Consider the following 25,013-nt stretch of genomic DNA (forward strand, 5'->3'; position numbering starts at 1 on the left):
GACCCTGACCGGGGAGGGCAGTGGAAATTGTCAGGCAATCTGCCGCTACGCCAGTTGATGCAGGTTGTAGACCAGCCCTGCCACGGCAATCAGCAGCAACGCCACGCCCGAGCAGCGGCTTATCCAGCGGCTGCCCGCGCGCCTGGCCAGCAGTCCGGCGAACAGGATCCAGATGCCCAGCACCCACAGATCGATGATCACCCACATCAGCGACAACACCGCCAGGCTGGCCTGCAGGGATGAAGTGATGTGCAGAAACTGCGGGAAAAACGCCACGAAGAACACGATGTCCTTGGGGTTGCACACCCCGACCATGAAGCCGCGCCGCCAGCCGCCACGGCCTGTGCCCCGAGCGAGCGCGACGGATGCATGCTCGAGCAACAGCACCCACGCCATCCTGGCAATGTACAGGCAGCCAAGCAGGCTGAGTGCCGTCAGCAGGCGCGGATCCAGAGTGACACTGCCGACGATCAGCCAGGCCGCCACGCCGATCAGCACCAGCGAGCCGGCATTACTGCCCAGTGCGGTGGCTGCGGCCTGGCGGTTGCCGGCGTGGCTGGCGGTATTGACCACCAGCGCCACCACCGGCCCGGGCGTGGCGATCAGCAGCAATACGGTGATGGCATAGGTCAGGGTCAGGGCGGTATTCAAGGCGCAGCGTCCGTGATCAGGGTCGGTAAGGGCGCTGATTCTTGCCTTGGGCCGGTGCGTTGTAAAACGGGTTAAGTTCTGCCCTACTATGAGCTTTACTCATCATTGGCAGGCTCATGACTGAACGGATCCCTGCGCTGTATTCATTGCGCGCCTTTGAAGTGGCGGCCCGGCACGGCTCATTCAGCAAGGCGGCGCAGGAGTTGTCGGTGACGCAAAGTGCGGTCAGCCATCACATCAAGAACCTTGAATCGCTGTTTGATTGCGCGCTGTTCGAGCGTCATGGCCCGCGCCTGAGCCTGACCGTGCCGGGTCGGCACCTGGCCGCCGAACTCAAGACCGGCTTCAAGATCATCGAAAACGCCTGCGCCTTGCTCAAGACCGATCGCCACAGCCTGCGCCTGAAAGCACCCTCGACCCTGACCATGCGCTGGCTGCTCAAGGCCCTCGACCGTTTTCGCCAGATCGATCCTCATTGCCATGTGCAGCTTTCCAGTGTGTGGATGGACATCGACAGCGTCGATCTTTATACCGAGCCCTATGACTGCGCCATCCTGCTGGGCCCCGGTCATTTCGGGTCAGACCTCGACAGCTGCAAGCTCTTCGATGAATGGCTGATCCCGGTCTGCCACCCGCAGTACCTGTCCGACGCCCCGGACCTGTCTGTCCTCAATGACGTCGAGCTGCTGCACCCCAGTGCCGACCGGCGTGACTGGCGCCGCTGGCTGACAGGCGTACGCGGCCGTCATGAAGTCAACCTGGAGCGCGGCCAGTTGTTCGACACCCTTGACCAGGGCATTGGCGCCGCTCTGCAAGGTCTGGGTGTGTCGGTGGCCGACCAGCTGCTGGTGAGTGCCGAGTTGCGCAACGGCCAATTGCGCCTGCCATTCAAGCAGGCTGTGGCCACGGGCGATGGGTACTATCTGGTCTGGCTCAAGAGCAGCCTGAAGGCAAGGCAGATAGGCACGTTACGTGATTATCTGCTGGGGGCGGTGCCGGCAGTCGAGGAGGAAGAAACGATGAAATCAGGCCAGGTTCGTTAAAGCTGGCCTGTGGTTGTCCTCACTATTGCGAAGCCGGCCTCAACGTCGTGGACTCGACCACCCCCTTGCCGGCGCCCAGTCGCTTGTTGAGTTCCAGTCCGTTGGCCATCAGCATCATCAGTCCGAGACCGGCGAGGGCCGTGGAGACCTGCATCGGCCAGGTGTCGCCGGCCAGGGCGTTGGCGGCGTCGGCCAGTGGGGCCAGCAGCACGCCCAGGCAGAAGATTTCCAGCGAGTAGCGGCCCATCAGGCACGCCTGGCGGGCCGGCCAGTTGTCCAGCCAGCGGGCGTGAACGGGCAGCAGCCTGGCGGTGACGTACACCAGCGCCACAAAGTGCAGCAGGCGCACCGGTGCCAGGTCGGTCTTGCTGATCGGGTAGAGCGGTTCCAGATGCAGGCTGGCCACCAGCGCAGCGTGCAGGGACGGCCATTTTTCGCTGAAGGTCAGGATGCCGGCGATCAAGACGTAGACGGCCGCCAGGGCGAACAGTGGCTGCTGGCTCAAGGGGCGGGTATCGGCCACCCGCGGGCGCTCGTTGTACAGGGCGCAGGCGCCGCCCAAAATGAACACCAGCTGCCAGGCCACCGGATTGAAGTACCAGACGCCGCCCCCTTCGTACGCGCGCAGGTTCCAGCCGTACAGCGGCACCATCATGTACAGCGCGATCGACAGGGCCACGGCCAGTTCGACCTTGCGCAGCATCAACGGCAGGATCAGCGGCAGGGCCAGCAGCAACAGGATGTACAGCGGCAGCGGATCGGTGAGGTTGGGCTTGAAGCGCAACAGCAGCTCATCGGCCAGGGCCTGTTGCGGATTGCCGACAAAATGCTCCAGGCCCATCTGCTGGATCATGTCGCGGGTCTCGACGTAGTTGTTGGCGACAAACACGATGCCCATCAGCAGGGTCAGCAGGAAAATGTGCACCACGTACAGCACCCAGGTGCGCCTGAGGATGCGCACGCTGGCGACCAGCCAGCCGTCACGACGAGAGATGCGACCATAGGCCAGGATCGAGGCGTAGCCGGCCAGGAAGACGAAGATTTCCGCCGCGTCGCTGAAGCCGAAGTTGCGCACGGTCGATTGCGCCAGGGGGTTGTCCGGCACGTGATCCCAGAAAATGAAGATCAGCGCCAGGCCTCGAAAGAAGTCGATTCGATAATCGCGGCCGTTAGTCATAACGGTGGGCTCTTGAAGTAAGTCGGTGAAATAAAGACCGGCGCGTGATGGCCTTGGTTGCCTACCGTCAGTCAGTGTCGCTGCGGCGCGGCAGGGTGGCCGGATTCTACGGCAAATGCAAAAAATGCCCTATTACAGAATGTCTCTGCGCAGGCGTCTGGCCCGGCCTCCAGGCCCTGTGCAAGCGATCGATCCCGCTCAGTTCTCCCTGACCCAGGGTTTGATCTGGCGGATGCGCTCGACCATGCTGTAGACATCCTCGCGCCCCTGCGGGCTGGTCCAGCGCAGGTGCCGGAGCAGCTCACGCTCCTTGGGGTTCAGGGCGGCGAAACCGGGCTCGTCGGCCTTGCGCGTGAAGCCCTCTGACGGCTCGGCCGGGGTGCTGGCCGCAATGACCTCCTGCAACGCGCTTTGCAGCGTGGCCACATAGCCCACCAGCATCGACGGGTTGCACAGCACATCGGTCTTGTTCACGTAGCTGTCGAGCAGGCGCAGCGAGTCGCGCGCCTCGATCAGACGGGCATAGGCGTGCTGGGGAAGGTCATAGTGGCTAGGGGTGTCGGGCATGAACAATCCTGATGATGAAGGTGATGTTGCGCGCCGCGACCCGATACCCCCGGGTGAGCGCAGCCAGATGGCTGGCCGCTATCTGATAGCAGGCGAAACCTTAGCGGCAAGTGTCGGCTCGATCAAGCCGCGTCATGACAGGTGAAGGCAGATTGATAATGGGCTGGAATAACTGATATGTTACTGTATAACATGTCAAATCATCTTCTATCCGGAGCCATCATGAGACCCGACATTCACCCCGCCTACCGCACCGTGCTGTTTCACGACACGGCCGCCGACGTGTTCTTCCTGATCGGCTCGACGGTCGATACGACGCGTACACACGCACACAGTGACGGCCAGACTTATCCGTATGTGGCGCTCGATGTGTCCAGCGCCTCGCACCCGATCTACACCGGCCAGCAGCGCAAGACCACCACCGAAGGTCGCATTGCGGGCTTCAACAAGCGTTTTGCCGGTTTTGGTTCGGCCGTGCTCAAGGATACCCCAGTGGCGCAGTAATCACCGCGCCTCGCTCGTGTGGTCATGCTTGCACCAGGTGACCGCCCGGCGTCTTTTTTCCGGCATTTGCCGGCTGCGACAGCCCGCCCTCTGGACTCCCTTCGGTATTGCTCTTATCTTCGCGGCCTGAAAAACAGGAGTACCGCGCTTTGAAAAAATCAGTCGCCATCGTCTTCGGCGGGCAATCGAGCGAGCACGAAGTGTCGCTGCAGTCGGCACGCAACGTCATCAATGCCATCGACCGTGCCCGTTACGCGTTGACCCTGATCGGTGTCGACAAGCTGGGGCGCTGGCTGCGCTTCGATGAACGCGATTATCTGCTCAATGCCAGCGACCCTTCGCGCATCAGCCTGAGCGGCTCGGGACGTCAACTGGCGTTGTTGCCGGGCAGTACCGGCGGGCAGTTCATCGAAGTCGAGTCCGGCCAGACCCTGCCGCGCATCGAAGTGGTCTTTCCATTGATTCATGGTGCCTTCGGGGAAGACGGCGCCTTGCAGGGCCTGCTGCGCTTGCTGGCCATTCCTTTTGTGGGCCCGGATGTACTGGGTTCTGCCGCCTGCATGGACAAGGACGTGACCAAGCGCCTGTTGCGCGATGCCGGTATCGCCGTGGCGCCGTTCGTGGTGCTCGAGCGCGGCCAGACCCTGGACTTTGACCAGGCGGCGGCACAATTGGGCGTGCCGATGTTCGTCAAGCCCGCCAGCCAGGGGTCTTCGGTCGGGGTCAGCAAGGTCACCGACCTGGCCGGCTGGCAGGCCGCGCTGGCGCTGGCGTTCGAATACGATCACAAAGTGTTGATCGAGCAGGGCATGGTCGGCCGTGAGGTGGAGTGCGCGGTGCTGGGCAATCGCCAGCCGCAGGCCAGTGTGTGTGGCGAGGTGATCGCCAACGACGATTTCTATGCCTACGACACCAAGTACCTCAACGATGGCCAGGCACGCACCGTGATCCCGGCTGAACTGTCGCCCGAGCGTGCCTTGCAGGTGCGCGAGGTGGCCTTGCAGGCCTATCGGGTGCTGGGCTGTGCAGGACTGTCACGGGTGGATTTCTTTGTCAGCGAGCAGTCGATCGTCATCAACGAGATCAACACCATTCCCGGTTTCACCTCCATCAGCATGTACCCCAAGCTCTGGCAGGCCGACGGCCTGACCTACGCCGGGCTGATCGACCGCTTGATCGAACTGGCCCTGGAGCGCGGTGAAGAAGCCCTGCTGCTGAAACGGGAAGTCACGCTGTGAAGGTGATCGACATCGCCGCCGCCTTGTTGGTGGGTGCAGACGACAAGACATTGCTGGTGCGCAAGCGCGGTACGCGGGCCTTCATGCAACCGGGCGGCAAGATCGAAGCCGGTGAGCCTGCCGTGCAGGCGCTGGCGCGTGAGCTGGAAGAGGAGCTGGGTTTGCGCATTGATCCGGCCCAGGCAGTGTTTCTGGGCGAATTCAAGGCGCCAGCCGCCAACGAGCCGGGCTTTGAGGTGCGCTGCCAGCTGTTCCGCGTTGCCTGTCATGACCCGGTGCAGCCGGCCGCCGAGATTGAAGAGGTGGTCTGGGTCGACGCCCGGGCCTGCAGCGCGCTGGAGTTGGCGCCATTGACCGGCGCTGTGATCCTGCCGGCCTACTGGCAGAGCCTGCCTAGCGCACCGCGCTGACCCCGTCCAGGGTCGCAAAGGAGGTGTCCTTGGCGGTCAGCAGAAAATCACGCATGTACGGCGCATCGAGCATATCGGTGCGCACGGCCGCGTGCAGGGTCGCAAACAGGCCTTTTTCGCCCAGGCGCTTGCCTTTCACGTACCCGCGCGAGCTGTATTCGTGCAAGGCCCAGTGCGGCAGGCCACACACCCCGCGACCGCTGGCCACCAGTTGCATCATCATCACCGTCAGCTCGGAGGTGCGCACCTGCGCCGGCTCCACATCGGCCGGTTCCAGAAAGCGGGTAAACACGTCCAGGCGATCTCGTTCCACCGGGTAGGTGATCAGCGTTTCGGTCAGCAGGTCTTCCGGCACGATGTAGGGCCGGCTGGCCAGCGCATGCTGGTTGGCCACCGCCAGCATGGCCTCGTAGGTGAACAGCGGCACGTAGGTGATCCCCGGCAGGTCCAGCGGGTCTGAAGTCACCACCAGGTCGAGGTCGCCACGGGCCAGGGCCGGCAGCGGCGCGAAGGAAAACCCCGAGGACAGGTCCAGTTCGACTTCCGGCCAGGCATCGCGGAACTGGTCGATGGTCGGCATCAACCACTGAAAACAACTGTGGCACTCGATTGCCATGTGCAGGCGTCCGGCCGTGCCGCCGGCCAGGCGCGCCATGTCACGCTCGGCACTGCGCAACTGTGGCAGCAGCGAGTCGGCCAGTTGCAGCAGGCGCAGGCCGGCACTGGTGAAGCGTACCGGCTTGGTCTTGCGCACGAACAGCGTCATGCCCAGGCGTTCTTCCAGTTCCTTGAACTGATGCGACAGCGCCGACTGAGTCAGATGCAGCCGCTCGGCAGCCTCCACCAGGCTGTCGGCCTCGCGCAAGGCATGCAAAGTCTTGAGATGACGTATTTCCAGCACGGCAAAGGCCCCATGAGCAGAACTTGTGATTTATCCAATGCAGGTGAGTCTGTCTCATGTTCGACGGGCTGTCGACTTCTACGCAGAACGGAAGTGCACCTCACGCCTGCTTGCTGCTGCCTTACCGCCGATCCCGATTCATCAAAACGTCACGAAAGTGTGGCAGCGCGAACGGCAAAACATCATCAGACTGGGCGCCAACTGGGGATCTGTTTTTTGGTGTTTCTGCAATGCGTGTCTTTCTCTTTCTGGCTGCACTTTTATGCGGCCTGCCGTCTTTCGCTGCCGAAAAATGCGCTGTCGATGTGCCCGTGCAGACGGCTGCACTCGATGACGTACGGATTGCCTATCAGGCCGTGGGCGACGCCTCGGACCCTGCCTTGCTGCTGGTCATGGGCCTGGGTGGGCAATTGATCCACTGGCCCGATGAGGTGGTGGTTGCGCTGTGCAGGCAGGGCTTCCAGGTGATTCGCTATGACAATCGCGATGTCGGCCTGTCGAGCTGGGTACAGCCGGTGGCCGAGGTCAACCTGACGTTCGAAGTGCTGCGCTTCAAGCTTGGCCTGCCGGTGTCGGCGCCGTACTCGCTCAGCGACATGGCCGATGATGCGCTGGGGCTGATGGATCATCTCGGTATTCGCCGTTTTCATGTCCTGGGCGCGAGCATGGGCGGCATGATTGCCCAGCACCTGGCCGACCAGGCGCCCCAGCGGGTCGAGAGCCTGACCCTGATCATGAGCAGTTCCGGCGCCGAAGGCTTGCCGATGCCCAATGCCGCCTTGCTGCAATTGCTCGCCCGGCGCGGTGCGCCCAACCGTGAGCAGGCCCTGGAGCAGCAGGCCGACCTGTTGGCCGCGTTGGGCAGCCCGCGGGTCGAGGATGACCGGCAAGCCTTGTTGCAGCAGGCGGCGATTGCCTATGACCGGGCGTTCAACCCTGAAGGCGTCAAGCGCCAGATCACCGCGATCCTGGCCGAGTCCAGCCGCGTCGAACTGCTCAACCGCCTGCGCGTGCCGACGCTGGTGGTGCATGGCACCGCCGACCCCTTGCTGCCGGTGATGCATGGTGTGCACCTGGCCGCGCATATACGTGGCAGCCAGCTGCGGCTGATCCCGGGATTCGCCCACCGCTTTCAGGAGGCTTTCAAGGCGCCGTTGCTGGCGGCCGTACTGCCTTATCTGAAAGCCCACCACGACGATGAAAAGCGGCAGATGGCGCAGTTGTAAAAACACCCGCAGGGAGACTGCCGCCCCATCAAGGGCAGCCATCACCTGTAGGAGCGCGCTTGCCCGCGACCGAGTGCGTAGCGCTCGCAGAAATAGATGAAACGCCACAATTTTACGACTGCTAACGCAGCCGATCGCGGCTGAAGCCGCTCCTACCGGCCCATGTTTGTTGCGCGACAGCGCGGCGGGCGGGCTACGATCCTGATTGCAGCCCGTATTTCTTGACCTTGTCGAACAGCGTGGTCTTGGCCATGCCCAGTTCCTGGCTGGCCTGGCTGAGGTTGCCGCCGCTACGCTGCAAGGCTTCGTTGAGCAGGTTTCTTTCAAAGGCTTCCACGGCCTCGGCAAAGCTCAGTGCGGGGCTTTCCACGCCGCCGGTGACGCCCTTGAACGCCGGCAGGCCCAGGGCGTAGCGCTCGGCGACATTGCGCAGTTCACGCACGTTGCCCGGCCAGTCGTGGCTGTTGAGGCTGGCCAGGGTCTGGCGGTCGATGTCGCGCGGCTCGCGGTCGAAACGCAGCGCCGACAACTGCAGGAAGTGCTCGAACAGTTGCAGGATGTCTTCACGGCGTTCGCGCAGCGGCGGCAGTTCCAGGGTCACCACATTGAGCCGGTAATACAGGTCGCTGCGAAACTGCCCGGCCTTGCTCTCGGCATTCAGGTCCGACTTGGTGGCGGCGATCACCCGGCAATCGACCTCGACGTGCTGGTTGGAGCCCAGTCGTTCCAGGGTGCGCTCCTGCAACACACGCAGCAGTTTGATCTGCAAGGGGATGGGCATGCTTTCGACTTCGTCGAGAAACAGCGTGCCCTTGTGCGCATGCTCGATCTTGCCGATCCGGCGTTTGCCGGCGCCGGTAAAGGCATTGGCTTCATGGCCGAAGATTTCCGACTCGAACAGGCTTTCGGCCAGGCCGCCACAGTTCAGCGCCACAAACGGATGGCTGCTGCGCCGGCTGAAGTCATGCAGGCAACGGGCAACCAGTTCCTTGCCGGTGCCGGTTTCGCCTTCGATCAGGACGTTGGCCGAAGTGTCGGCCACGTTGGCAATCAGCTCGCGCAGATTCTGCATGGCCGGGGAGCGGCCGATGATCTTGCCTTCCAGGCTGTCACGCTCGGCCAGTTGCCGGCGCAAGGCCCAGACCTCACGCGCCAGGCCGCGTTGCTCCAGGGCCCGGCGGGTCACGTCCACCAGCTTCTCGGGCGAGAAGGGCTTTTCCATGAAGTCGTAGGCGCCGTCGCGCATGGCGTTGACCGCCATGGAAATATCACCGTGGCCGGTGATCAGCACCACCGGCAGGCTGGCATCACGGGCCTTGAGGCGGCTGAGCAGCTCCAGGCCGTCGATGCCCGGCAGGCGGATATCGCTGATGACGATGCCGGCGAACTGCTCGCCCACCCGCTTGAGCGCTTCTTCGGCACTGCCTACGCCTTCGCTGACGATGTCTTCCAGCGCCAGCGCCTGCTGGCAGCCGAGCAAAACGTGGGGGTCGTCTTCGACGATCAGGACCGTCAGGTCATGGTTGATGTTCATGGCGTTGGCCTCATGCAGGCGTGTCCGTACCGGGTGGGTGAGCGCCGACCAGCGGCAGGCTGAGCACAAAGACTGTGCCGGTCCCTTCGGGTTGCTCGGCGCTCAGGCTGCCACCGGCGGCGGCTGCGAGGCTGGCCGACAGGGTCAGCCCCAGCCCCAGGCCCTGTTCGCCCGGCTTGGTGGTGAAGAAAGGTTCGAACAGGTGCTTGCGCGCCTGGTCGTCGAGACCGTGGCCATTGTCGCGCACCCGCAGTTGGTAGCGGTCTTCGCTGTAGCCGCCCACCAGCCACAGCTCCGGCAGCGGTTGCGCCTGCATGGCGTCCAGGGCGTTGCCGATCAGGTTGACCAGGATCTGCTCCAGGCGCGTCTGGTCGATGCCCAGCAAGGTGTCGGTGTACTCATGGTGCAGGGTCAGCGCGCTGCTTTCGACGCGCCCGGCCAGCAATTGCAGCGCGGCCTCGACGGCCTTGCCCAGTTGTGCCTGGCCACGATCATCGCCGCGCCTGGCGAACGCGCGCAGGCTGGCGGTGATACGGCCCATGCGATCGACCAGGTCATTGATGGTGCGCAGGTTGGTGGTGGCAATGTCCAGCGAGCCACGTTCGATAAACCGAACGGTATTGCCCGACAGCGTGCGCAGCGCTGCCAGCGGCTGGTTCAGCTCATGCGCGATGCTGGTCGACATCTGGCCGATGGCTGCCAGCTTGCCGGCCTGCACCAGTTCGTCCTGGGCCTTGCGCAGGGTTTCTTCGGCCTGGCGCCGCTCGCGAATCTGTGCCTTGAGCCGTTCGTTGCTGGCGCGCAGGTGTTCGGTGCGCTCGGCGATCTTGCGTTCCAGTTCGTCGTTGGCCGCCTGCAAGGCCTCGCGGGCGGCCAGCCGGGTCGAGATCACCTTGCGCCGCTCGTTCCAGGCAATCAGCAGGAAAGTCACCAGCGCACAGACCACGGCCACCAGCATGCCCTGATTGGCCGCTTCACGGCGCAGGTCTTCCAGCGGGGTCAGCAGGGTCAGGTGCCAGGGCGTGTCGTTCAGGGGCCGGGTCTGCGCCAGGTAACTGACCTGGGTGTGCTCCTGATCGACGCTGGCATTGGCCGGGAAGGTCAGTTCCTCGGCGCCCTCGGTCAGGCTCTGGCGCTCGAGCGGTACCAGCTCATTGAGCGGCCACCAGTAGTATTGCAGGCTGCGCGCCAGACGTTCCTTGATGGTCGGGGTCAGCGGACGTACCGATTTCAGCCGCCGGGCCGGGTCGCTGGACAAAATGATGATGCCATTCTCGTCGCTGACAAAGGCTTCCAGGCGCGCGCGTTGCCAGCGCGCCTCCAGGGTGTCCAGGCGCACCTTGACCACGGCTACGCCGATGATCCGGCCTTTTTCTTCCAGGCCATGGGCCAGGTAATAGCCCGACTCGCCCGTGGTGGTGCCGATGCCGTAGAAGCGGCCGGGGGTGCCGCGCACGGCGTCCTGGAAATAGGCGCGGAATGAAAGGTCCTCGCCCTGGTAACTGTCGGCATCGCGCCAGTTGCTGGTGGCCATGACCCGGCCGGTGGTGTCCAGCACATAGATGACCCGGCTCAGGCTGCGCCGGTTGAGGCCTTCCAGATAGCGATTGACCTGCTGCTGGAGTTCGGGATTCGGGCTGTTGAGCAGTTGCCCGACGCTGTCTTCCAGCTCCAGGATGCTCGGCAGGTAGGTGTATTTGCTGATTTCGCTTTCGACGGTGCGGGCGTGCAGCTCAAGCTGGCGTGCGCCGCTCTCGCTCAAGTCGCGAATGCCGTAGTGTTCGCTGATGCGATAGGCACCAAAGCCCAGCGCGATCACCAGGATCAGGAGCAGGGGAGGCAGGAACAGGTGGCGGATCAGGCGAGGTTTCACGGCAAGTGATGGCGGTGCGGCGCGAGACAGGGTGGGGTCGCATTTCATCACAGTCTTTCCGGAGCGAACAGCTGCCCGTGCGCTGGCACGGGCAGCCGGTCGACTTAGTGCTGCAGGATCTTGGCGAGGAACTGCTGGGCGCGTTCGGAGCGCGCCGTGACGTCGTCGAAGAACTCTTCCTTGGCGCAGTCTTCGATGATCTGCCCCTTGTCCATGAAGATGACGCGGTTGGCCACTTTGCGGGCAAAGCCCATTTCGTGGGTCACGCACATCATGGTCATGCCTTCATGGGCCAGTTGCACCATGACGTCGAGCACTTCGTTGACCATCTCCGGGTCCAGTGCCGAGGTCGGTTCGTCGAACAGCATGACGATCGGGTCCATGGCCAGGGCGCGGGCGATGGCCACGCGTTGCTGCTGACCGCCGGAAAGCTGGCCGGGATGCTTGTTGGCATGTGCCGACAGGCCGACACGTTCCAGCAGTTGCAGGCCCTTTTCGGTGGCTTCGGCCTTGCTGCGGCCCAGCACCTTGATCTGGGCGATGGTCAGGTTCTCGACGATCGACAGGTGCGGGAACAGCTCGAAGTGCTGGAACACCATGCCCACGCGCGAACGCAGCTTGGGCAGGTTGGTCTTGGGGTCGGAGATCGAGGTGCCGTCGACGACGATGTCGCCCTTCTGGAACGGTTCCAGGGCGTTGACGCACTTGATCAGCGTCGACTTGCCCGAGCCGGACGGACCGCAGACCACGACCACTTCGCCCTTGCTGACCTCGGTGGTGCAATCGGTCAGTACCTGGAAGTCCCCATACCACTTGTTGACGTTTTTAATGGAAATCATACGGCGAACCTTTTTTGCAGGTGCTTCACCAGGCGCGAGGCGGCGAAGCTGATCGTGAAGTACACAAGACCGGCGAAGATCAGGAATTCATTGGAACGGCCAATGATGTCGCCGCTGGCACGCGAGGCATTGAGGAAGTCGACCAGGCCCACGGTGTAGACCAGCGAAGTGTCCTGGAACAGGATGATGCTTTGCTGCAACAGCAGGGGCGTCATCTTGCGAAAGGCCTGGGGCAGGATGATCAGGCGCATCATCTGACCGTAGGTCATGCCCAGGGCCTTGGCAGCGCCCATCTGGCCCTTGGAAATCGACTGCACACCGGCACGGACGATTTCACAGAAGTACGCCGCCTCGAACATCATGAACGCCACGACACAGGAGGTGAACGCCCCGATCGGCGTGTCTTCGCCGGTGATCCAGCGCAGCACGAACGGCACCGCCAGGTAGAACCAGGTGATCACCAGCAGCAGCGGGATGGAGCGGAAGTAGTTGACGTAGGCACCGGCGATGTTGGCCAGCAGCTTGCTCGGCGACAGGCGCATCAGCGCCAGTATCGTGCCCAGCACGATACCGCCGACCACGCCCATGACCATCAGCTTCAGGGTCATGACCATGCCGTTCCACAGGCCCGGCAGGGCAGGGATGATTCCAGTGAAGTCGAAGTCCATCATTTACCCCCTACGGAGATCAGGCCGGGCACCGCCACCTTCTTCTCGATGACACGCATGAGCAGCATCAGGCCCATGTTCAGGGTGAAGTAGATCAGTGTTGCCAAGGTAAAGGCCTCGAACAGGTTCGCCGAGAACTCGGCTGTCTGCTTGGTCTGCGCCAGCAGCTCCATCAGGCCGATCAGGGACGCCACCGAGGAGTTCTTGAACACGTTCAGAAATTCCGAGGTCAGCGGCGGAATGATGATCCGGTAGGCTTGCGGCAGCAGCACGTTCCAGTAGATCTGCGACAGGCTGAAACCCATGGCGCGGGCCGCCGATTCCTGGCCGCGTGGCAAGGCTTCGATACCGGTACGCACCTGCTCGCAGACTCGCGCCGCGGTGAACAGGCCCAGGCATACCACCACGCTGAGAAACGCCGAGGTGGTCGGGTTCAGGTCCTGCTTGTACCACTCCTGCAGGCCTTCGGGCAGCAGGTCGGGCACCAGGAAGTACCAGAGGAACAATTGCACCAGCAGCGGCACGTTACGGAAGATTTCCACGTAGGCGGTGGCGATGCCCGACACCACACGGTTGGGCACCGTGCGCATGATGCCCAGCAGCGAGCCCAGCACCAGTGCCACCAGCCAGGCCACCAGGGCGATGGCGATGGTCCAGCCCAGCCCGGAAATGTACCAGTCCAGGTAGGTCTCGTCGCCGACACCGGTGGACTTGAAGAACACAGTCCAGTCCCAGTTGTAATTCATCAGGGTCTACCCCTCTTGTTCGGTATCGATCGAAATGCACGCCTGCGCATGGCTCGAATCCTTTCAGGCTTGCGTCTACGTCAAACCCGCCAGGGGCTCCGCCCGGGCGTTGGATCGTTTGCCAGACGCTTTACGAAAAGTGACATCGCCACTTTTCGTAAAGCATCTGTTGCGTGTGGGTCAAATGCGCCCGGGACACCGTGCAGGCACCCCGGGCAGACCGTTGCGGATCAGCCCTGCTTGGCTTCAGCCGGCTTGTCGGTCGGTTCTGCGATCAGCTTTTTCAGCTCGTCGCTCATCGGGAAGTTCAGGTTCAGGTCTTTAGGCGGGATCGGCGACTGGAACCACTTGTTGTAGATCTTGTTGATCTCGCCGGACTTGTACACCGCGACGATGGCGTCATCGACGGCTTTCTTGAAGGACTCATCGCCCTTGCGCACCATGCAGCCGTAGATTTCATAGGACTGTGGTGTGCCGGTCACGACCCAGTCGGCAGGCTTCTTGGCCTTGGCCATTTCACCGGCCAGCAGGGCGTCGTCCATCATGAACGCAACGGCACGACCCGATTCGAGCATCTGGAAGGACTCGCCGTGGTCCTTGGCCGAGATGATGTTCATGCCCATCTGCTTGTCGGCGTTCATGGCCTTCAGGATGCGCTCGGAGGTGGTGCCGGCGGTGGTCACCACGTTCTTGCCCTTGAGGTCTTCAAAGTCCTTGTAGGCTGGCTGGCCATCCTTGACCTTGGTCAGCAGGCGCGTACCGATCTCGAAGATACCCACCGAGAAATCGACCTGTTGGCCGCGTTCGGCGTTGTTGGTGGTCGAGCCGCACTCCAGGTCCACGGTGCCGTTCTGCACCAGCGGGATACGGGTCTGGGAGGTGACCAGGTTGTAGCGAGCGGTCAGGCCCGGCGCGTCCAGTTGCTTCTTGAGCGCCTCGACGACGGCCACCTGGATGTCATGGGAATAGCCGACCGGCTTGCCGGAAGCGTCAGCAATGTACGAGAACGGAATCGACGCGTCACGGTGGCCGAGGGTAATGGTGCCGGAGTCCTTGATTTTCTTCAGTGTGCCGGTCAGTTCGGCAGCGAAGGCCGGAGTGCTGATCAGAGCGGCAGCGATGGCTGCGCCTAACAACTTGGGAACGATACGCATCGGTGAATCCTCGACTTCATTTTTATTCGGGTGGCCAATCTGTTGTCAGCCCACAAGTGACGAATGCTTCAACGGCGCCTTTGCCAGACACACGCCTTGGGTGTTGAAGCGGTCGGTCATGAGTGTAGAGCATGACTCGTGCCACATCGGTCGTTATGGTTATGTCGTTGATTTAAAAGGGATTAAATTATTATTTCAGCGTCGGGACGCGGACCTGGCGTCCGGTAAGCCGAATCTGGAGCGCACAGGCGTTCGGAAATCCGAATGCTTCAGCCTGCGCGTGAAGGGGCCAGGGGCGTGAGGAGGTCCACAGGGGGGTCAGGCTTTTGCAAGCGCCGGGCGCAGGCGCATGACGTTTTCGATTACATCCTGTGCGCGTGCACTGCGATCCCGCAGCCAGGCCTGCAACGCCTCCTGTTGCTCAGTGCTGGTAAACAGCCCCAGCTTGGTCCGCCGCCAGAGAATGTCCTGGGCTTGTACGGCCCATTCGTGCTCGCACAGGTACTCCACTTCTCGCGCATACAGGCCGGCACCGAAATGCATGCCAAGATCTGCCAGGCTCTGGGCGCCATCGAGCAATTGCCAGCTGCGTGTGCCGTAGGTGCGCACCCAGCGGCCGGCCACCTGGGCAGGCAGCCAGTTGTAGCGGGCGATCAGTTCGTGGGCCTCTACAGTGCCTTCGCCACCAGGTAACGGCGCAAGGGCCGTCCAGGCCGGTTTCATGGCTGGAAACTGCACGGCCAGCAAGTCCATCGCGGACTCGGCCAGTTTGCGATAGGTCGTCAGCTTGCCGCCGAACACCGAGAGAATCGGCGCCTCATCACGTTCGCCATTGAGTGACAACGTGTAGTCGCGGGTGATGGCCGAAGGGTTGTCAGACTCGTCATTGCACAGCGGACGCACGCCCGAATAGGTGTGCAGGATGTCGTCAGGCGTCAGTTGCCGGTTGAAGTGGTCATTGGCCACCTTGAGGATGTAGTCCCGCTCGCGTTCCGTGATCTTCACGTCAGCGCGGTCGCCCTGGTACTCCTGATCGGTGGTGCCGACCAGGGTGAACTGTTCCAGGTAGGGAATGGTAAAGACGATGCGTTTGTCTTCGTTCTGCAGGATAAAGGCGTTATCGCCTTCGTAGAGTTTCGGCACGATCAAATGGCTGCCCTGGATCAGGCGAATGCCGTAGGGCGAAGTCTGCTTGAAGTCATCGCGCAGCAAGGTGGCCACCCATGGCCCTGCGGCATTGACCAGTGCTCTGGTGCGAACCGAGAACACCTGGCCGTTGGGACCTTGCAGGTCGACTTGCCACAGACCTTCGATCCGCCTGGCATTCAGGCACCGCGTACGGGTATGGATATGCGCGCCGTTGTCCCGGGCCGCCATGGCGTTGAGCACGACCAGCCGGGCGTCATCGACCCAGCAGTCCGAGTATTCGAAACCTTCGGTGATGGCTGGCTTGAGCGGGCTGCCTGCACCGAAGCGGACCCGGCGCGAGGCCGGCAGTTTTTCGCGTTTGCCCAGATGATCGTAAAGAAACATCCCGGCGCGGATCATCCACGCCGGTCGCAGGTGAGGGCGATGAGGCAGCACGAAGCGCATCGGTTTGACGATATGCGGCGCCTTGGCCAGCAACACTTCACGCTCGGCCAGCGCTTCGCGCACCAGGCGGAACTCGTAATGCTCCAGATAGCGCAAGCCGCCGTGGATCAGCTTGCTGCTGGCCGATGAGGTATGGCTGGCCAGGTCGTCCTGCTCGCACAGCAACACCGACAAGCCACGGCCACTGGCGTCGGCGGCAATCCCGGTGCCGTTGATGCCACCACCGATGACCACCAGATCGTAGATGCCGGATGAAACCGGTGCATGCGTCGTCGACATCGAAGAATCCCCTGCCCAAGCCCATGGCGCCTCATGAATGTTCATATGAACATTAAATGTTCACTTTCGAAAATAATAGACCACAGTCTGATGGAAAACCAATGACGGTTGTATGAACCGCCAGACGGGGCTGATCAATGGCGGCTGTCATGTGTTGTATGCGTGAAGTGTGAACGGCGGGCAGGCCTCTGTTCAGGCGATTTCGAGGCGGATTTTCTTCTGGGCCAGCAAGTGTTGCAGCGCAGGCAAAGGCGTCTGGTCGGTGACCAGGCAGTCGATCAGGCTGATCGGTCCCAGGCGAACCATGGCATTGCGTCCGAACTTGCTGGAGTCAGCCGCGAGGATGACCTGGCGTGCGTTGCTGATGATGGCCTGCGAGGCACGCACTTCCTGGTAGTCGAAATCGAGCAGGCTGCCGTCTTCGTCGATGCCGCTGATGCCGACCAAGGCAAAGTCGACCTTGAACTGGCTGATGAAGTCCACACAGGCCTGGCCCACCACGCCCCCGTCGCGGCGTACGTTGCCGCCGGCCAGCAGCACGTCGAAGTCCTCCCTGGTGCTGAGCGTTGACGCCACATGCAGGTTGTTGGTGATGATCTTCAGGTTGCTGTGCCCCAGCAGGGCATGCGCGATGGCCTCCGTGGTGGTGCCGATATTGATGAACAGCGAGGCGTTGTCCGGTACCTGTGCGGCGACCACGGCGGCGATACGCTGCTTTTCTTCGCGCATCTGGTCGGCGCGCATCGTGTAGGCGGTATTCTCGACACTTGAATCATGGGCGGCGCCACCGTGATAGCGGCGCAGCAGGTTCATCTGTGCCAGCTGATTGATGTCGCGGCGGATCGTCTGGGGCGTTACGTCAAACCAGATGGCCATTTCCTCGATGCTGACATAGCCGCGTTCACGGACCCGCTCCAGGAGCTGTTTCTGACGAGGTGGCAGGTTCATGGGGTTCCTTGGGACGCCTGTGATAAATGGCGTCCATCATGACCCAGCCCTGCCTCGCCTGTCATGCCACGGTTCAGGGCACCTCGTCGTGGGGTGCCCAGTCGCGGGTACGTTCTACGGCTTTCTGCCAGCCGGCGTAGTGATGTTCCCTTTGTGCCGTGTCCAGGTGTGGCTCGAACACCCGCTCGATACCGCTCTTGTCGCGCAACTCGTCCAGGCTGCTCCAGAAACCGGTGGCCAGGCCGGCCAGGAATGCAGCCCCCAGCGCGGTGGTTTCACGCATGTGTGGGCGTTCGACGCGTGTGCCGAGAATGTCAGCCTGGAACTGCATGAGAAAATTGTTGGCCACAGCACCGCCGTCGACCCGCAGTGAGGTCAGGCGATGGCCGGCATCCTTTTGCATGGCGTCGAGCACGTCGCGGGTCTGGAAGGCGATCGATTCCAGGGTCGCGCGGATGATGTGGTCGATCTTCACGCCGCGGGTCAGGCCGAACAGCGCGCCCCTGGCATACGGGTCCCAATAGGGGGCGCCCAGGCCGGTGAAGGCGGGGACCAGATACACCCCGTTGCTGTCCTTCACCTTGCTGGCGAAGTACTCGGTGTCCAGTGCGTCATTGACCACTTTCAGTTCGTCGCGCAGCCACTGCACCGTGGCGCCACCATTGAACACCGCGCCCTCCAGGGCATAGGCCACCTCGCCCCGGGGGCCGCAGGCGAGGGTGGTCAGCAGGCCGTGGACTGACTGGACAGGCTGGCTGCCGGTGTTCATCAGCAAAAAACAGCCGGTGCCGTAGGTGTTCTTGGCCTGGCCCGGTTCGACGCACATCTGGCCGAACAGCGCCGCCTGCTGGTCGCCGGCGATACCGGCAATCGGGATACCGCTTTCGCTGTGGCCATACACTTCGCTGGAGCTTCTGACCTCGGGCAGCATCTGGCGCGGAATGTCCAGCACCTCAAGCATGCGCGCGTCCCACTGCAGGTCATGAATATTGAACAGCAGGGTGCGCGAGGCATTGGTGTAGTCGGTGACATGCACACGGCCTGCGGTGAGTTTCCAGATCAGCCAGGTGTCGACGGTGCCGAACAGCAGTTCGCCCTTTTGTGCGCGCTCGCGGCTGCCTGGCACATTGTCCAGGATCCACTTGAGCTTGGTACCGGAAAAGTAAGGGTCGATGACCAGCCCGGTGGTCTGCCGGATGTAATCTTCCAGGCCTTGCTGCTTGAGTTGCTGGCAGATGGGCGTACTGCGCCGGCATTGCCAGACGATGGCGTTGTGAATGGGGCGGCCGCTGCTCTTTTCCCAGACCAGCGTCGTTTCGCGCTGGTTGGTGATCCCGATCGCGGCAATCTGGTCGTGGTGCAGGTTGGCCTGGGCCAGGGCCTGGGTCATGCAGGCACTCTGGGTGGCAAAGATTTCCATGGGGTCATGTTCGACCCAGCCGGCTTGCGGGTAATGCTGGGTGAATTCGCTCTGGGCGGTACTGATCACATTGGCATCACGGTCGAAAACGATGGCGCGTGAGCTGGTCGTGCCCTGGTCCAGGGCAAGGATGTAGTGCTTGTCGTGTACGTCGGTCATGTCGAGGGGCCTGGAGGTCGGATGTCAGGAACAGGACTGGGTGTTGCTGCCCGGTTTTTCACGGCCTGCCGGTGCGTGGCCGCCGGGCAGGTGACGGGCAATGAGCAGACGATACCCGGCAGCGCCCAGGCAGGCACCGAGAATCGGTGCGAGCAGCGGTACCAGGAAGTACGGCAGGTCACGTCCGCCGCTGAAGACGCCATTGCCCCAGCCAGCCAGAAACGTCATCAGGCGCGGCCCGAAATCGCGTGCCGGGTTCATGGCAAAGCCGGTCAGCGGTCCCATGGCGCTGCCGATCACTGCAATCAGTACGCCGATCAGCAGGGGGGCCAGGGCTCCGCGTGGCAGGCCATTGCGGTCGTCGATCAGGGCCATGATCACGCCCATCAATACGGCGGTGATGATCACCTCGACCATGAACGCCTGTTCCACCGAGATCGAGGCATGCGGGTAGGTGGCAAATATCGCCGCCAGCTCCAGGCTCTCAGGGCTGCCGCGCAGTATCAGGCGAGCCTGTTCGAAGTCGACGATCAGACCGTGATACAGCAGATAGACCAGGCTGGCGCCGCACAGTGCGCCGCCCGTTTGGGCCACGATATAAAAAGGCAGTTTCCGGCGCTCGAAGCCGGCAAACAGGCAAAGGGCAATGCTGACGGCGGGGTTCAGGTGCGCGCCCGAAATGCCGGCGCTCAGGTAGATGGCCAGGCTTACGGCCATGCCCCAGATCAGGCTGATTTCCCACAGCCCGAGGCTGGCGCCTCCCACCTTGAGTGCGGCCACGCAACCGGTGCCGAAGAAGATCATCAGGGCCGTGCCGAGAAATTCGGCCGTGCATTGGCCGGTGAGGGTGGGCGTGTCGAGCGGGAGTTTCATGCAAACCTCGTTTTATTGTTATGGCCTCTTTGCTGAAGAGGCAAAAGTCTGGATACCGCCTATGTCCGGGCGTGTTCGAAAACGAGCACTTGCTGCTCGAACCTGAACCATAGTCCGTGTCAGGCCGGGCCGCGCTTCATGGCGGTCTACTTTTGATGTGGGAAATTTCTGGTTACAGAGTGGCAGCAGCGGCCCGGTTTTTCGCTTAAAGTGGCGACCGCCCTGTCCGCCATGGAGTGCCCGCATGACACCTGCCCTGGATCTGTTGAAGAAAAACCGTATCGAGCATCGCGTCCACAGCTACGAACATGACCCCAAGGCGGCCTCCTATGGTCTTGAAGCCGTCGAGAAGCTGGGGCTGGAAGCGGCGCGGGTGTTCAAGACCTTGCTGGCCAGCAGCGAGAAGGGCGAGTTGCTGGTCGCGGTGGTGCCGGTGACCGGCACGCTGGACCTCAAGGCCCTGGCTCAGGCAGCCGGGGTGAAAAAGGCCGAGATGGCCGATCCTGCCGCGGCGCAACGCAGCACCGGGTATCTGTTGGGTGGCATCAGTCCGCTGGGTCAGAAGAAGCGTTTGCGTACTTTTATCGACCAGAGCGCCGAGCCGTTCGAAACGATTTTCGTCAGTGCCGGACGGCGCGGGCTGGAAGTGGAGTTGCCTGCCGCTGCGCTGGCGAAACAGACCGCCGCCCGCTTTGCCGCGATTGGCCGCGGCTAGCCGGGCAGGCTCTTACAGCTTGGCACTGTGGGTCGCCACGCTGCCGGCCGTGGCGAAGGCCACCAGGTGTTCGGCCTCCACGCGAATGCCGACTTCATCGCCGGGCATACGATCGATGTGGCTGGGGAACAGGGCTTCAAGCGGGCTGCCGGTGGCCAGTTGCAGGCTGTAAAGGGTGGAGGCGCCCTGGAAGGTGCGGCCGGTCACTCGCGCCTTGAGCGGACTGCCTGGGGCATGGACGATGTCATCCGGGCGTAGCAGGACATCCACCGCACTGCCTGGCGCGCCGGGGTAGGCACGATTGCCGCGCAGTACCCCCAGTTCGGTGCTGATTGATTCATGGTCGAGCAACTGGCCGCGAATGAAATAACCCTGTCCTATGAAGCTGGCGACATAAGGCGTCAGGGGTTCGTGATAGAGGTTGTAGGGCGTATCCCACTGCTCCAGCCGTCCTTCCTTGAACACACCGATGTGGTCACTGACAGCAAAGGCTTCTTCCTGGTCATGGGTGACCAGGATCGCGCTGGTGCCACGGGCCTTGAGAATGCTGCGCACCTCATGGCTCAGGCGTTTGCGCAGCTCCACATCCAGGTTGGAAAACGGCTCGTCGAGCAGCAGCAGTTGGGGTTCAGGTGCCAGGGCACGGGCCAGGGCCACGCGTTGCTGCTGGCCACCAGACAGTTCATGCGGGTAGCGTTTGCCCAGGCCGGACAGGTTGACCAGCTCCAGCAGTTCATCGACCACCGTGGCCTGGCGCGGGTGACGGCGAATACCAAAGCCGATGTTCTGCGCCACGGTCAGGTGCGGGAACAGTGCATAGTCCTGAAAAACCATGCCGATTCGGCGCTTTTCCGGTGCCAGGGTAAAGCCCGGGCGCGAGATCACTTCGCCGCCCAGGCGGATCTCGCCGGCGTGCACCGGTTCGAAGCCTGCAATGGCGCGCAAGGTGGTGGTCTTGCCGCACCCCGAGGAGCCCAGCAGGCAACCGATGTCGCCCACGTTCAGGTGCAGGTGCAGATCCTGCACCACGCGCTGGTTCTGATAGCCACACGCGAGGTTGTGCAGCTTCAGCAATAACGGCTGGCTCATGCTGGCACGGACGGCGCGACCAGAAATTCCAGCAGGGCCTTCTGCGCGTGCAAGCGGTTTTCCGCCTGGTCCCAGGCCACGGCGCGCGGGTCGTCGAGCACGTCTTCACTGATTTCTTCGCCGCGGTGAGCCGGCAGGCAATGCATGAACAGGACGTCATCGGCCGCCAGGTCGAGCAGTTCGCGGTTGACCTGGTAAGGCGCGAACAGGGCCATGCGCCGTGCGGTTTCGTCTTCCTGGCCCATGGACGTCCAGACGTCGGTGCTGACCAGATGGGCGCCGGCCACGGCTGCCTTGGGGTCGCGCGTGACGATGACCCGGTCGCCGGCCAGTGCCAGGAACTCAGGGTTGGGCTCGTAGCCGGAAGGGCAGGCAACGCGCAACTGGAAATCGAACTGGATGGCGGCTTCTATATAGCTGTTGCACATGTTGTTGCCGTCACCGACCCAGGCCACGGTCTTGCCCTTGATCGAGCCACGGTGCTCAAGAAAGGTCTGCATGTCGGCCAGCAACTGGCAGGGATGCAGGTCGTCCGACAGGCCGTTGATGACGGGCACCCTGGAATTGGCAGCAAACTCGACCAGATTGCTGTGGGCGTAGGTGCGGATCATGACCGCATCGAGCATGCGTGACATGACCTTGGCACTGTCGGCAATGGGTTCGCCGCGACCCAGTTGCGTATCGCGATGGGACAGGAAAATGGCCTGGCCACCCAGCTGGATCATGCCGGCCTCGAAAGAAAGACGGGTACGTGTCGAGGACTTCTCGAAAATCATGCCCAGCACACGGTTTTTCAAGGGTTCGAAAAGCACGCCGCGATTTCGCAGGTCTTTGAGCTCTACGCCACGACGGATCAGGCCCAGCAGTTCGTCCGGGGTGTAATCCATCATCGAGAGAAAGTGCCTGGCGCTCATCATTGATTACCTTTTTTGCAACAGACCGCAGGTGCCGGGACCGGTTTTATATCGAGAAAACAGTCATGACCTGCAGTGAAAGCCGATTGAACGACGAATTAGGGAAGGCGCGATGGTATAAAAAAATGTCGCAGCAACACAACGGCGCCGTTGATTTATAAGGGGTTTGGCTTGTTTCAAATGATGCCTGGGCCGGGCCTGGACCAAAAGCCCGACAGGCCTGTGTCTCCGGCCCGGCCCGATCGGACAAGGCGTTGAACAACGTCACCTGGGTCGAAGGCAGCATTTGTACACTGCGCCCCGATTGTTTTGCAATATTTGCAACAACGCTGCAGTGCCCGCCGGCCGCGGCCGACAGCGTTGGGCATGGCGGATGCGATGTGTATCACGCGGCGACGAAGTCGTTTGTATCTTTAGTATCAACCCTGAGTTATAAAGCATACAGATCTACAGGAGGTTTTTCGGCATGAACTCAAAAGAGCGCCAATTGACGGAGCTTCTAGGACTTACTGCCCGCACCCTCACGCATTTGACGGCCTCGATGACCTCCATGTCTTTTGAGTTGCTGCGCAGTGAGGATGAGGTCACCCGGGCTTCGGGGCGCAGGATGATCGATCGCATGGCAACCATCAGTGCGGGCCTGGACGAGCACTGGCGTCTGATCGGCGAGTTGACCGGTGTGCCGGTGGCTCAGGAGCAGATCGAAACCGTGACCGAGATCCAGATGAAGCGCAAGGTCACGCCTATCGGTACGATTTCCGACATCAGTTGACCCGATGTGCATCACGGTTGCTCGCCGTGGGCATCGGAGCGTGCGACAGTTCGCCTGGATGAAAGAGCGACAGGCGCAGGCCTTTGGCACGGTACAAGACCGAGCGTCATGCTCGGCTTTCCGTTACAATGCGCCACCGTGCCGACAACAGCGTCGGAAAGTTCAGCCGAGGTGCTTCATGGATATCATCGAAACGATCAAAGAGCAGATTGCCAACAACACGATCCTGCTTTACATGAAAGGTGCTCCCAACGCGCCACAGTGCGGTTTTTCTGCCAAGGCTTCCCAGGCATTGATGGCATGCGGTGAAAAATTCGCCTATGTCGACATTCTGCAGAACCCGGAAATCCGCGCCAACCTGCCCAAGTACGCCAACTGGCCGACCTTCCCGCAACTGTGGGTCGGTGGCGAGCTGGTCGGCGGCAGCGATATCATTGCCGAGATGCATGCGAACGGCGAGCTGCAACCTCTGGTCAAGCAGGCTGTAGAAAAAGCGCAGGAAGCCAGCGCTTCCTGATGCAGGCGGCCTGCAGGATCTGAATCCCGCAGGCGTAGCAGCCAAAAGAAAGCCCCGTCTCTGGTAACAGAGCGGGGCTTTCTGCAGTGTGCTGCGGGTGTGACGGCGTTATCAGCTGTCCATCTGCGACTGCAGGTAGTTCTCCAGGCTGACCTTGCCGATCAGGCCCAGCTGGGTTTCCAGCCAGTCGATGGTTTCTTCCTGGGATTCCAGGATGTCCTCGAGCAGTTCACGGCTGCCGAAATCGCCCACGGTTTCGAAATGGGCAATGGCCGCTTTCAGGTCGGCCAGGCCCTTGTTCTCGATCTTCAGGTCGCACTCCAGCATTTCCTTGGTGTGCTCGCCGATCAGGATCTTGCCCAGGTCCTGCAGGTTGGGCAGGCCTTCAAGGAACAGGATGCGCTTGATGATCTTGTCGGCATCTTTCATGGCCTGGATCGACTCGCGGTACTCGTGCGCGCCGATTTTGGTCAGGCCCCAGTCGTCGTACATACGCGCATGCAGGAAGTACTGGTTGATGGCGACCAGCTCGTTGCCGAGGATCTTGTTGAGGTGCTGGATGACTGTAATGTCGCCTTTCATGTCGTGTTCCTGCCGCAGGCTAATGTCTATAAGCCGCGAGTTTGAGCCGGCACTAAACTGCTGTCAAACCTAAGTTATTGAATAATAAGTGAATTTAAATCTGAATAAGAATGTTTGAGTTCTGCATCTTGACGCTAAGTGGTTGAATTAAAGGCATAAAAAAACCGGACGTTGGGTCCGGTCTCATTAAACAGGGGCTTTTAGGGTATCTCTAAAAACTACCTGCGTTGTCATCGCTGCGTTGAAAACAGGCTCAATGCTCATTTACAACCCGTAAAGTCGGCCGCGACTCCGACCGTTTTTCGCCTGTTTTTGTGGGGCCGCCGTAGGTATTGCGCTGACTGCCTCGCCTACGTTTTTAGAGGCCCCCCTTTACGCTGCTGAAAATTCTGCAGGGTAAGCCAGCGACGCCTGTGTCGTTTGCAGTTCGGTCAGGGTTTCACGTACGACCTGCTTGGCAAGGCAGGCGCATTTGCCGCATTGCGTCGCAACACCGAGGGTCTGGCGAACATCCCGATAGCTGCAGCAGCCTTCGAGAATCGACTCGCGGATTTGACCGTCAGTAACACCTAGGCAGAGACAAACGTACATAAGCTTGAACCGTCGCTGTGTATTGCAAGT

The 25,013-nt window shown here is 61.8% G+C and carries 27 protein-coding genes; 9 read left to right on the forward strand and 18 right to left on the reverse strand.

Annotation, left to right across the window (positions count from 1 at the left end; genetic code table 11):
• Positions 1-45: 45 nt before the first annotated feature.
• On the reverse strand, positions 46-651 hold the full coding sequence (locus ASF84_RS01830; protein ID WP_056834626.1) for a LysE family translocator: 606 nt from the start codon (positions 649-651) through the stop codon (positions 46-48).
• Positions 652-767: 116 nt separating this feature from the next.
• Between ASF84_RS01830 and ASF84_RS01835 the strand changes: the two genes are divergently transcribed.
• On the forward strand, positions 768-1,694 hold the full coding sequence (locus ASF84_RS01835) for a LysR substrate-binding domain-containing protein (protein ID WP_056834628.1): 927 nt from the start codon (positions 768-770) through the stop codon (positions 1,692-1,694).
• Between the two features lie 22 nt (positions 1,695-1,716).
• Here the strand turns inward: ASF84_RS01835 and ASF84_RS01840 are convergent, their stop codons facing one another.
• Together ASF84_RS01840 and ASF84_RS01845 are read right to left on the reverse strand one after the other, a co-directional pair.
• Positions 1,717-2,871 (reverse strand): OpgC domain-containing protein, encoded by a 1,155-nt coding sequence (locus ASF84_RS01840; RefSeq protein ID WP_056834630.1) that lies wholly within the window; start codon positions 2,869-2,871, stop codon positions 1,717-1,719.
• 198 nt (positions 2,872-3,069) lie between these two features.
• Complete coding sequence (locus ASF84_RS01845) at positions 3,070-3,438, reverse strand: hypothetical protein (RefSeq protein ID WP_056834632.1); 369 nt, start codon at positions 3,436-3,438, stop codon at positions 3,070-3,072.
• Between ASF84_RS01845 and ASF84_RS28920 the strand changes: the two genes are divergently transcribed.
• The 4 genes from ASF84_RS28920 (at position 3,437) to ASF84_RS01860 (ending at position 5,590) form a co-directional block, all read left to right on the forward strand.
• Positions 3,437-3,583, forward strand: a complete 147-nt coding sequence (locus ASF84_RS28920) for a hypothetical protein (RefSeq protein ID WP_153811664.1) — start codon at positions 3,437-3,439, stop codon at positions 3,581-3,583. The genes ASF84_RS01845 and ASF84_RS28920 overlap by 2 nt on opposite strands.
• A 77-nt stretch (positions 3,584-3,660) precedes the next feature.
• Positions 3,661-3,942: a type B 50S ribosomal protein L31 gene (locus ASF84_RS01850; protein ID WP_056834634.1), complete on the forward strand. Its 282-nt coding sequence runs from the start codon at positions 3,661-3,663 to the stop codon at positions 3,940-3,942.
• Between the two features lie 149 nt (positions 3,943-4,091).
• A complete protein-coding gene (ddlA, locus tag ASF84_RS01855) occupies positions 4,092-5,180 on the forward strand; it encodes a D-alanine--D-alanine ligase (protein ID WP_056834636.1) in 1,089 nt (362 codons plus the stop codon).
• On the forward strand, positions 5,177-5,590 hold the full coding sequence (locus tag ASF84_RS01860; RefSeq protein WP_056834638.1) for an NUDIX hydrolase: 414 nt from the start codon (positions 5,177-5,179) through the stop codon (positions 5,588-5,590). The genes ddlA and ASF84_RS01860 overlap by 4 nt, the downstream gene beginning before the upstream one ends.
• On the opposite strand, the gene metR is transcribed toward ASF84_RS01860, so the two are convergent.
• Positions 5,574-6,491: a transcriptional regulator MetR gene (metR, locus tag ASF84_RS01865; protein WP_056834640.1), complete on the reverse strand. Its 918-nt coding sequence runs from the start codon at positions 6,489-6,491 to the stop codon at positions 5,574-5,576. The genes ASF84_RS01860 and metR overlap by 17 nt on opposite strands.
• Before the next feature lie 230 nt (positions 6,492-6,721).
• Between metR and ASF84_RS01870 the strand changes: the two genes are divergently transcribed.
• Entirely contained in the window at positions 6,722-7,717 is a 996-nt protein-coding gene (locus tag ASF84_RS01870) for an alpha/beta fold hydrolase (RefSeq protein ID WP_056834642.1), read from the forward strand.
• 193 nt (positions 7,718-7,910) lie between these two features.
• Here the strand turns inward: ASF84_RS01870 and ASF84_RS01875 are convergent, their stop codons facing one another.
• The 10 genes from ASF84_RS01875 to ASF84_RS01920 form a co-directional block, all read right to left on the reverse strand.
• Positions 7,911-9,251, reverse strand: coding sequence for a sigma-54-dependent transcriptional regulator (locus ASF84_RS01875; RefSeq protein ID WP_056834644.1), 1,341 nt, complete (start codon positions 9,249-9,251; stop codon positions 7,911-7,913).
• A 10-nt stretch (positions 9,252-9,261) separates the two neighbouring features.
• Complete coding sequence (locus tag ASF84_RS01880) at positions 9,262-11,172, reverse strand: sensor histidine kinase (RefSeq protein WP_056834646.1); 1,911 nt, start codon at positions 11,170-11,172, stop codon at positions 9,262-9,264.
• A gap of 56 nt (positions 11,173-11,228) precedes the next feature.
• Positions 11,229-11,963 carry an amino acid ABC transporter ATP-binding protein gene (locus ASF84_RS01885; RefSeq protein WP_056834648.1) on the reverse strand — a complete coding sequence of 245 codons (735 nt, stop codon included), beginning with the start codon at positions 11,961-11,963 and terminating at the stop codon, positions 11,229-11,231.
• Positions 11,960-12,631: an amino acid ABC transporter permease gene (locus ASF84_RS01890; protein WP_056835334.1), complete on the reverse strand. Its 672-nt coding sequence runs from the start codon at positions 12,629-12,631 to the stop codon at positions 11,960-11,962. The genes ASF84_RS01885 and ASF84_RS01890 overlap by 4 nt, the downstream gene beginning before the upstream one ends.
• The gene (locus ASF84_RS01895; RefSeq protein WP_056834650.1) at positions 12,631-13,377 is read right to left on the reverse strand and encodes an amino acid ABC transporter permease; all 747 of its coding nucleotides are present in this window, start codon (positions 13,375-13,377) and stop codon (positions 12,631-12,633) included. The genes ASF84_RS01890 and ASF84_RS01895 overlap by 1 nt, the downstream gene beginning before the upstream one ends.
• 230 nt (positions 13,378-13,607) lie before the next feature.
• The gene (locus ASF84_RS01900; RefSeq protein WP_056834652.1) at positions 13,608-14,531 is read right to left on the reverse strand and encodes a glutamate/aspartate ABC transporter substrate-binding protein; all 924 of its coding nucleotides are present in this window, start codon (positions 14,529-14,531) and stop codon (positions 13,608-13,610) included.
• A gap of 318 nt (positions 14,532-14,849) precedes the next feature.
• Positions 14,850-16,403 (reverse strand): glycerol-3-phosphate dehydrogenase, encoded by a 1,554-nt coding sequence (gene glpD, locus ASF84_RS01905; protein ID WP_056834653.1) that lies wholly within the window; start codon positions 16,401-16,403, stop codon positions 14,850-14,852.
• Positions 16,404-16,595: 192 nt separating this feature from the next.
• Positions 16,596-17,351, reverse strand: a complete 756-nt coding sequence (locus ASF84_RS01910) for a DeoR/GlpR family transcriptional regulator (RefSeq protein ID WP_056834655.1) — start codon at positions 17,349-17,351, stop codon at positions 16,596-16,598.
• 73 nt (positions 17,352-17,424) lie between these two features.
• Complete coding sequence (gene glpK, locus ASF84_RS01915; protein WP_056834656.1) at positions 17,425-18,930, reverse strand: glycerol kinase GlpK; 1,506 nt, start codon at positions 18,928-18,930, stop codon at positions 17,425-17,427.
• Between the two features lie 24 nt (positions 18,931-18,954).
• Positions 18,955-19,803 (reverse strand): MIP/aquaporin family protein, encoded by an 849-nt coding sequence (locus ASF84_RS01920; RefSeq protein ID WP_056834658.1) that lies wholly within the window; start codon positions 19,801-19,803, stop codon positions 18,955-18,957.
• A 244-nt stretch (positions 19,804-20,047) separates the two neighbouring features.
• Between ASF84_RS01920 and ybaK the strand changes: the two genes are divergently transcribed.
• The gene (gene ybaK / locus ASF84_RS01925; protein WP_056834662.1) at positions 20,048-20,518 is read left to right on the forward strand and encodes a Cys-tRNA(Pro) deacylase; all 471 of its coding nucleotides are present in this window, start codon (positions 20,048-20,050) and stop codon (positions 20,516-20,518) included.
• 12 nt (positions 20,519-20,530) lie between these two features.
• Here the strand turns inward: ybaK and ASF84_RS01930 are convergent, their stop codons facing one another.
• Positions 20,531-21,607 carry an ABC transporter ATP-binding protein gene (locus ASF84_RS01930; protein ID WP_056834664.1) on the reverse strand — a complete coding sequence of 359 codons (1,077 nt, stop codon included), beginning with the start codon at positions 21,605-21,607 and terminating at the stop codon, positions 20,531-20,533.
• The gene (argF, locus tag ASF84_RS01935) at positions 21,604-22,521 is read right to left on the reverse strand and encodes an ornithine carbamoyltransferase (protein WP_082481254.1); all 918 of its coding nucleotides are present in this window, start codon (positions 22,519-22,521) and stop codon (positions 21,604-21,606) included. The genes ASF84_RS01930 and argF overlap by 4 nt, the downstream gene beginning before the upstream one ends.
• Positions 22,522-22,987: 466 nt before the next feature.
• On the opposite strand from argF, the gene ASF84_RS01940 reads away from it, so the two are divergent.
• Both ASF84_RS01940 and grxD read left to right on the forward strand, forming a co-directional pair.
• Positions 22,988-23,293 (forward strand): hypothetical protein, encoded by a 306-nt coding sequence (locus tag ASF84_RS01940; protein WP_056834668.1) that lies wholly within the window; start codon positions 22,988-22,990, stop codon positions 23,291-23,293.
• Between the two features lie 178 nt (positions 23,294-23,471).
• Entirely contained in the window at positions 23,472-23,810 is a 339-nt protein-coding gene (gene grxD, locus ASF84_RS01945) for a Grx4 family monothiol glutaredoxin (RefSeq protein ID WP_056834670.1), read from the forward strand.
• 111 nt (positions 23,811-23,921) lie between these two features.
• Here the strand turns inward: grxD and bfr are convergent, their stop codons facing one another.
• Both bfr and ASF84_RS28265 read right to left on the reverse strand, forming a co-directional pair.
• Positions 23,922-24,392 carry a bacterioferritin gene (gene bfr, locus ASF84_RS01950; protein WP_056834672.1) on the reverse strand — a complete coding sequence of 157 codons (471 nt, stop codon included), beginning with the start codon at positions 24,390-24,392 and terminating at the stop codon, positions 23,922-23,924.
• Between the two features lie 372 nt (positions 24,393-24,764).
• Positions 24,765-24,983: a bacterioferritin-associated ferredoxin gene (locus ASF84_RS28265; protein WP_082481256.1), complete on the reverse strand. Its 219-nt coding sequence runs from the start codon at positions 24,981-24,983 to the stop codon at positions 24,765-24,767.
• Between the last annotated feature and the right edge of the window lie 30 nt (positions 24,984-25,013).

The sequence above is a fragment of the Pseudomonas sp. Leaf127 genome (genome assembly GCF_001423155.1).
GTDB lineage: Bacteria > Pseudomonadota > Gammaproteobacteria > Pseudomonadales > Pseudomonadaceae > Aquipseudomonas > Aquipseudomonas ovata.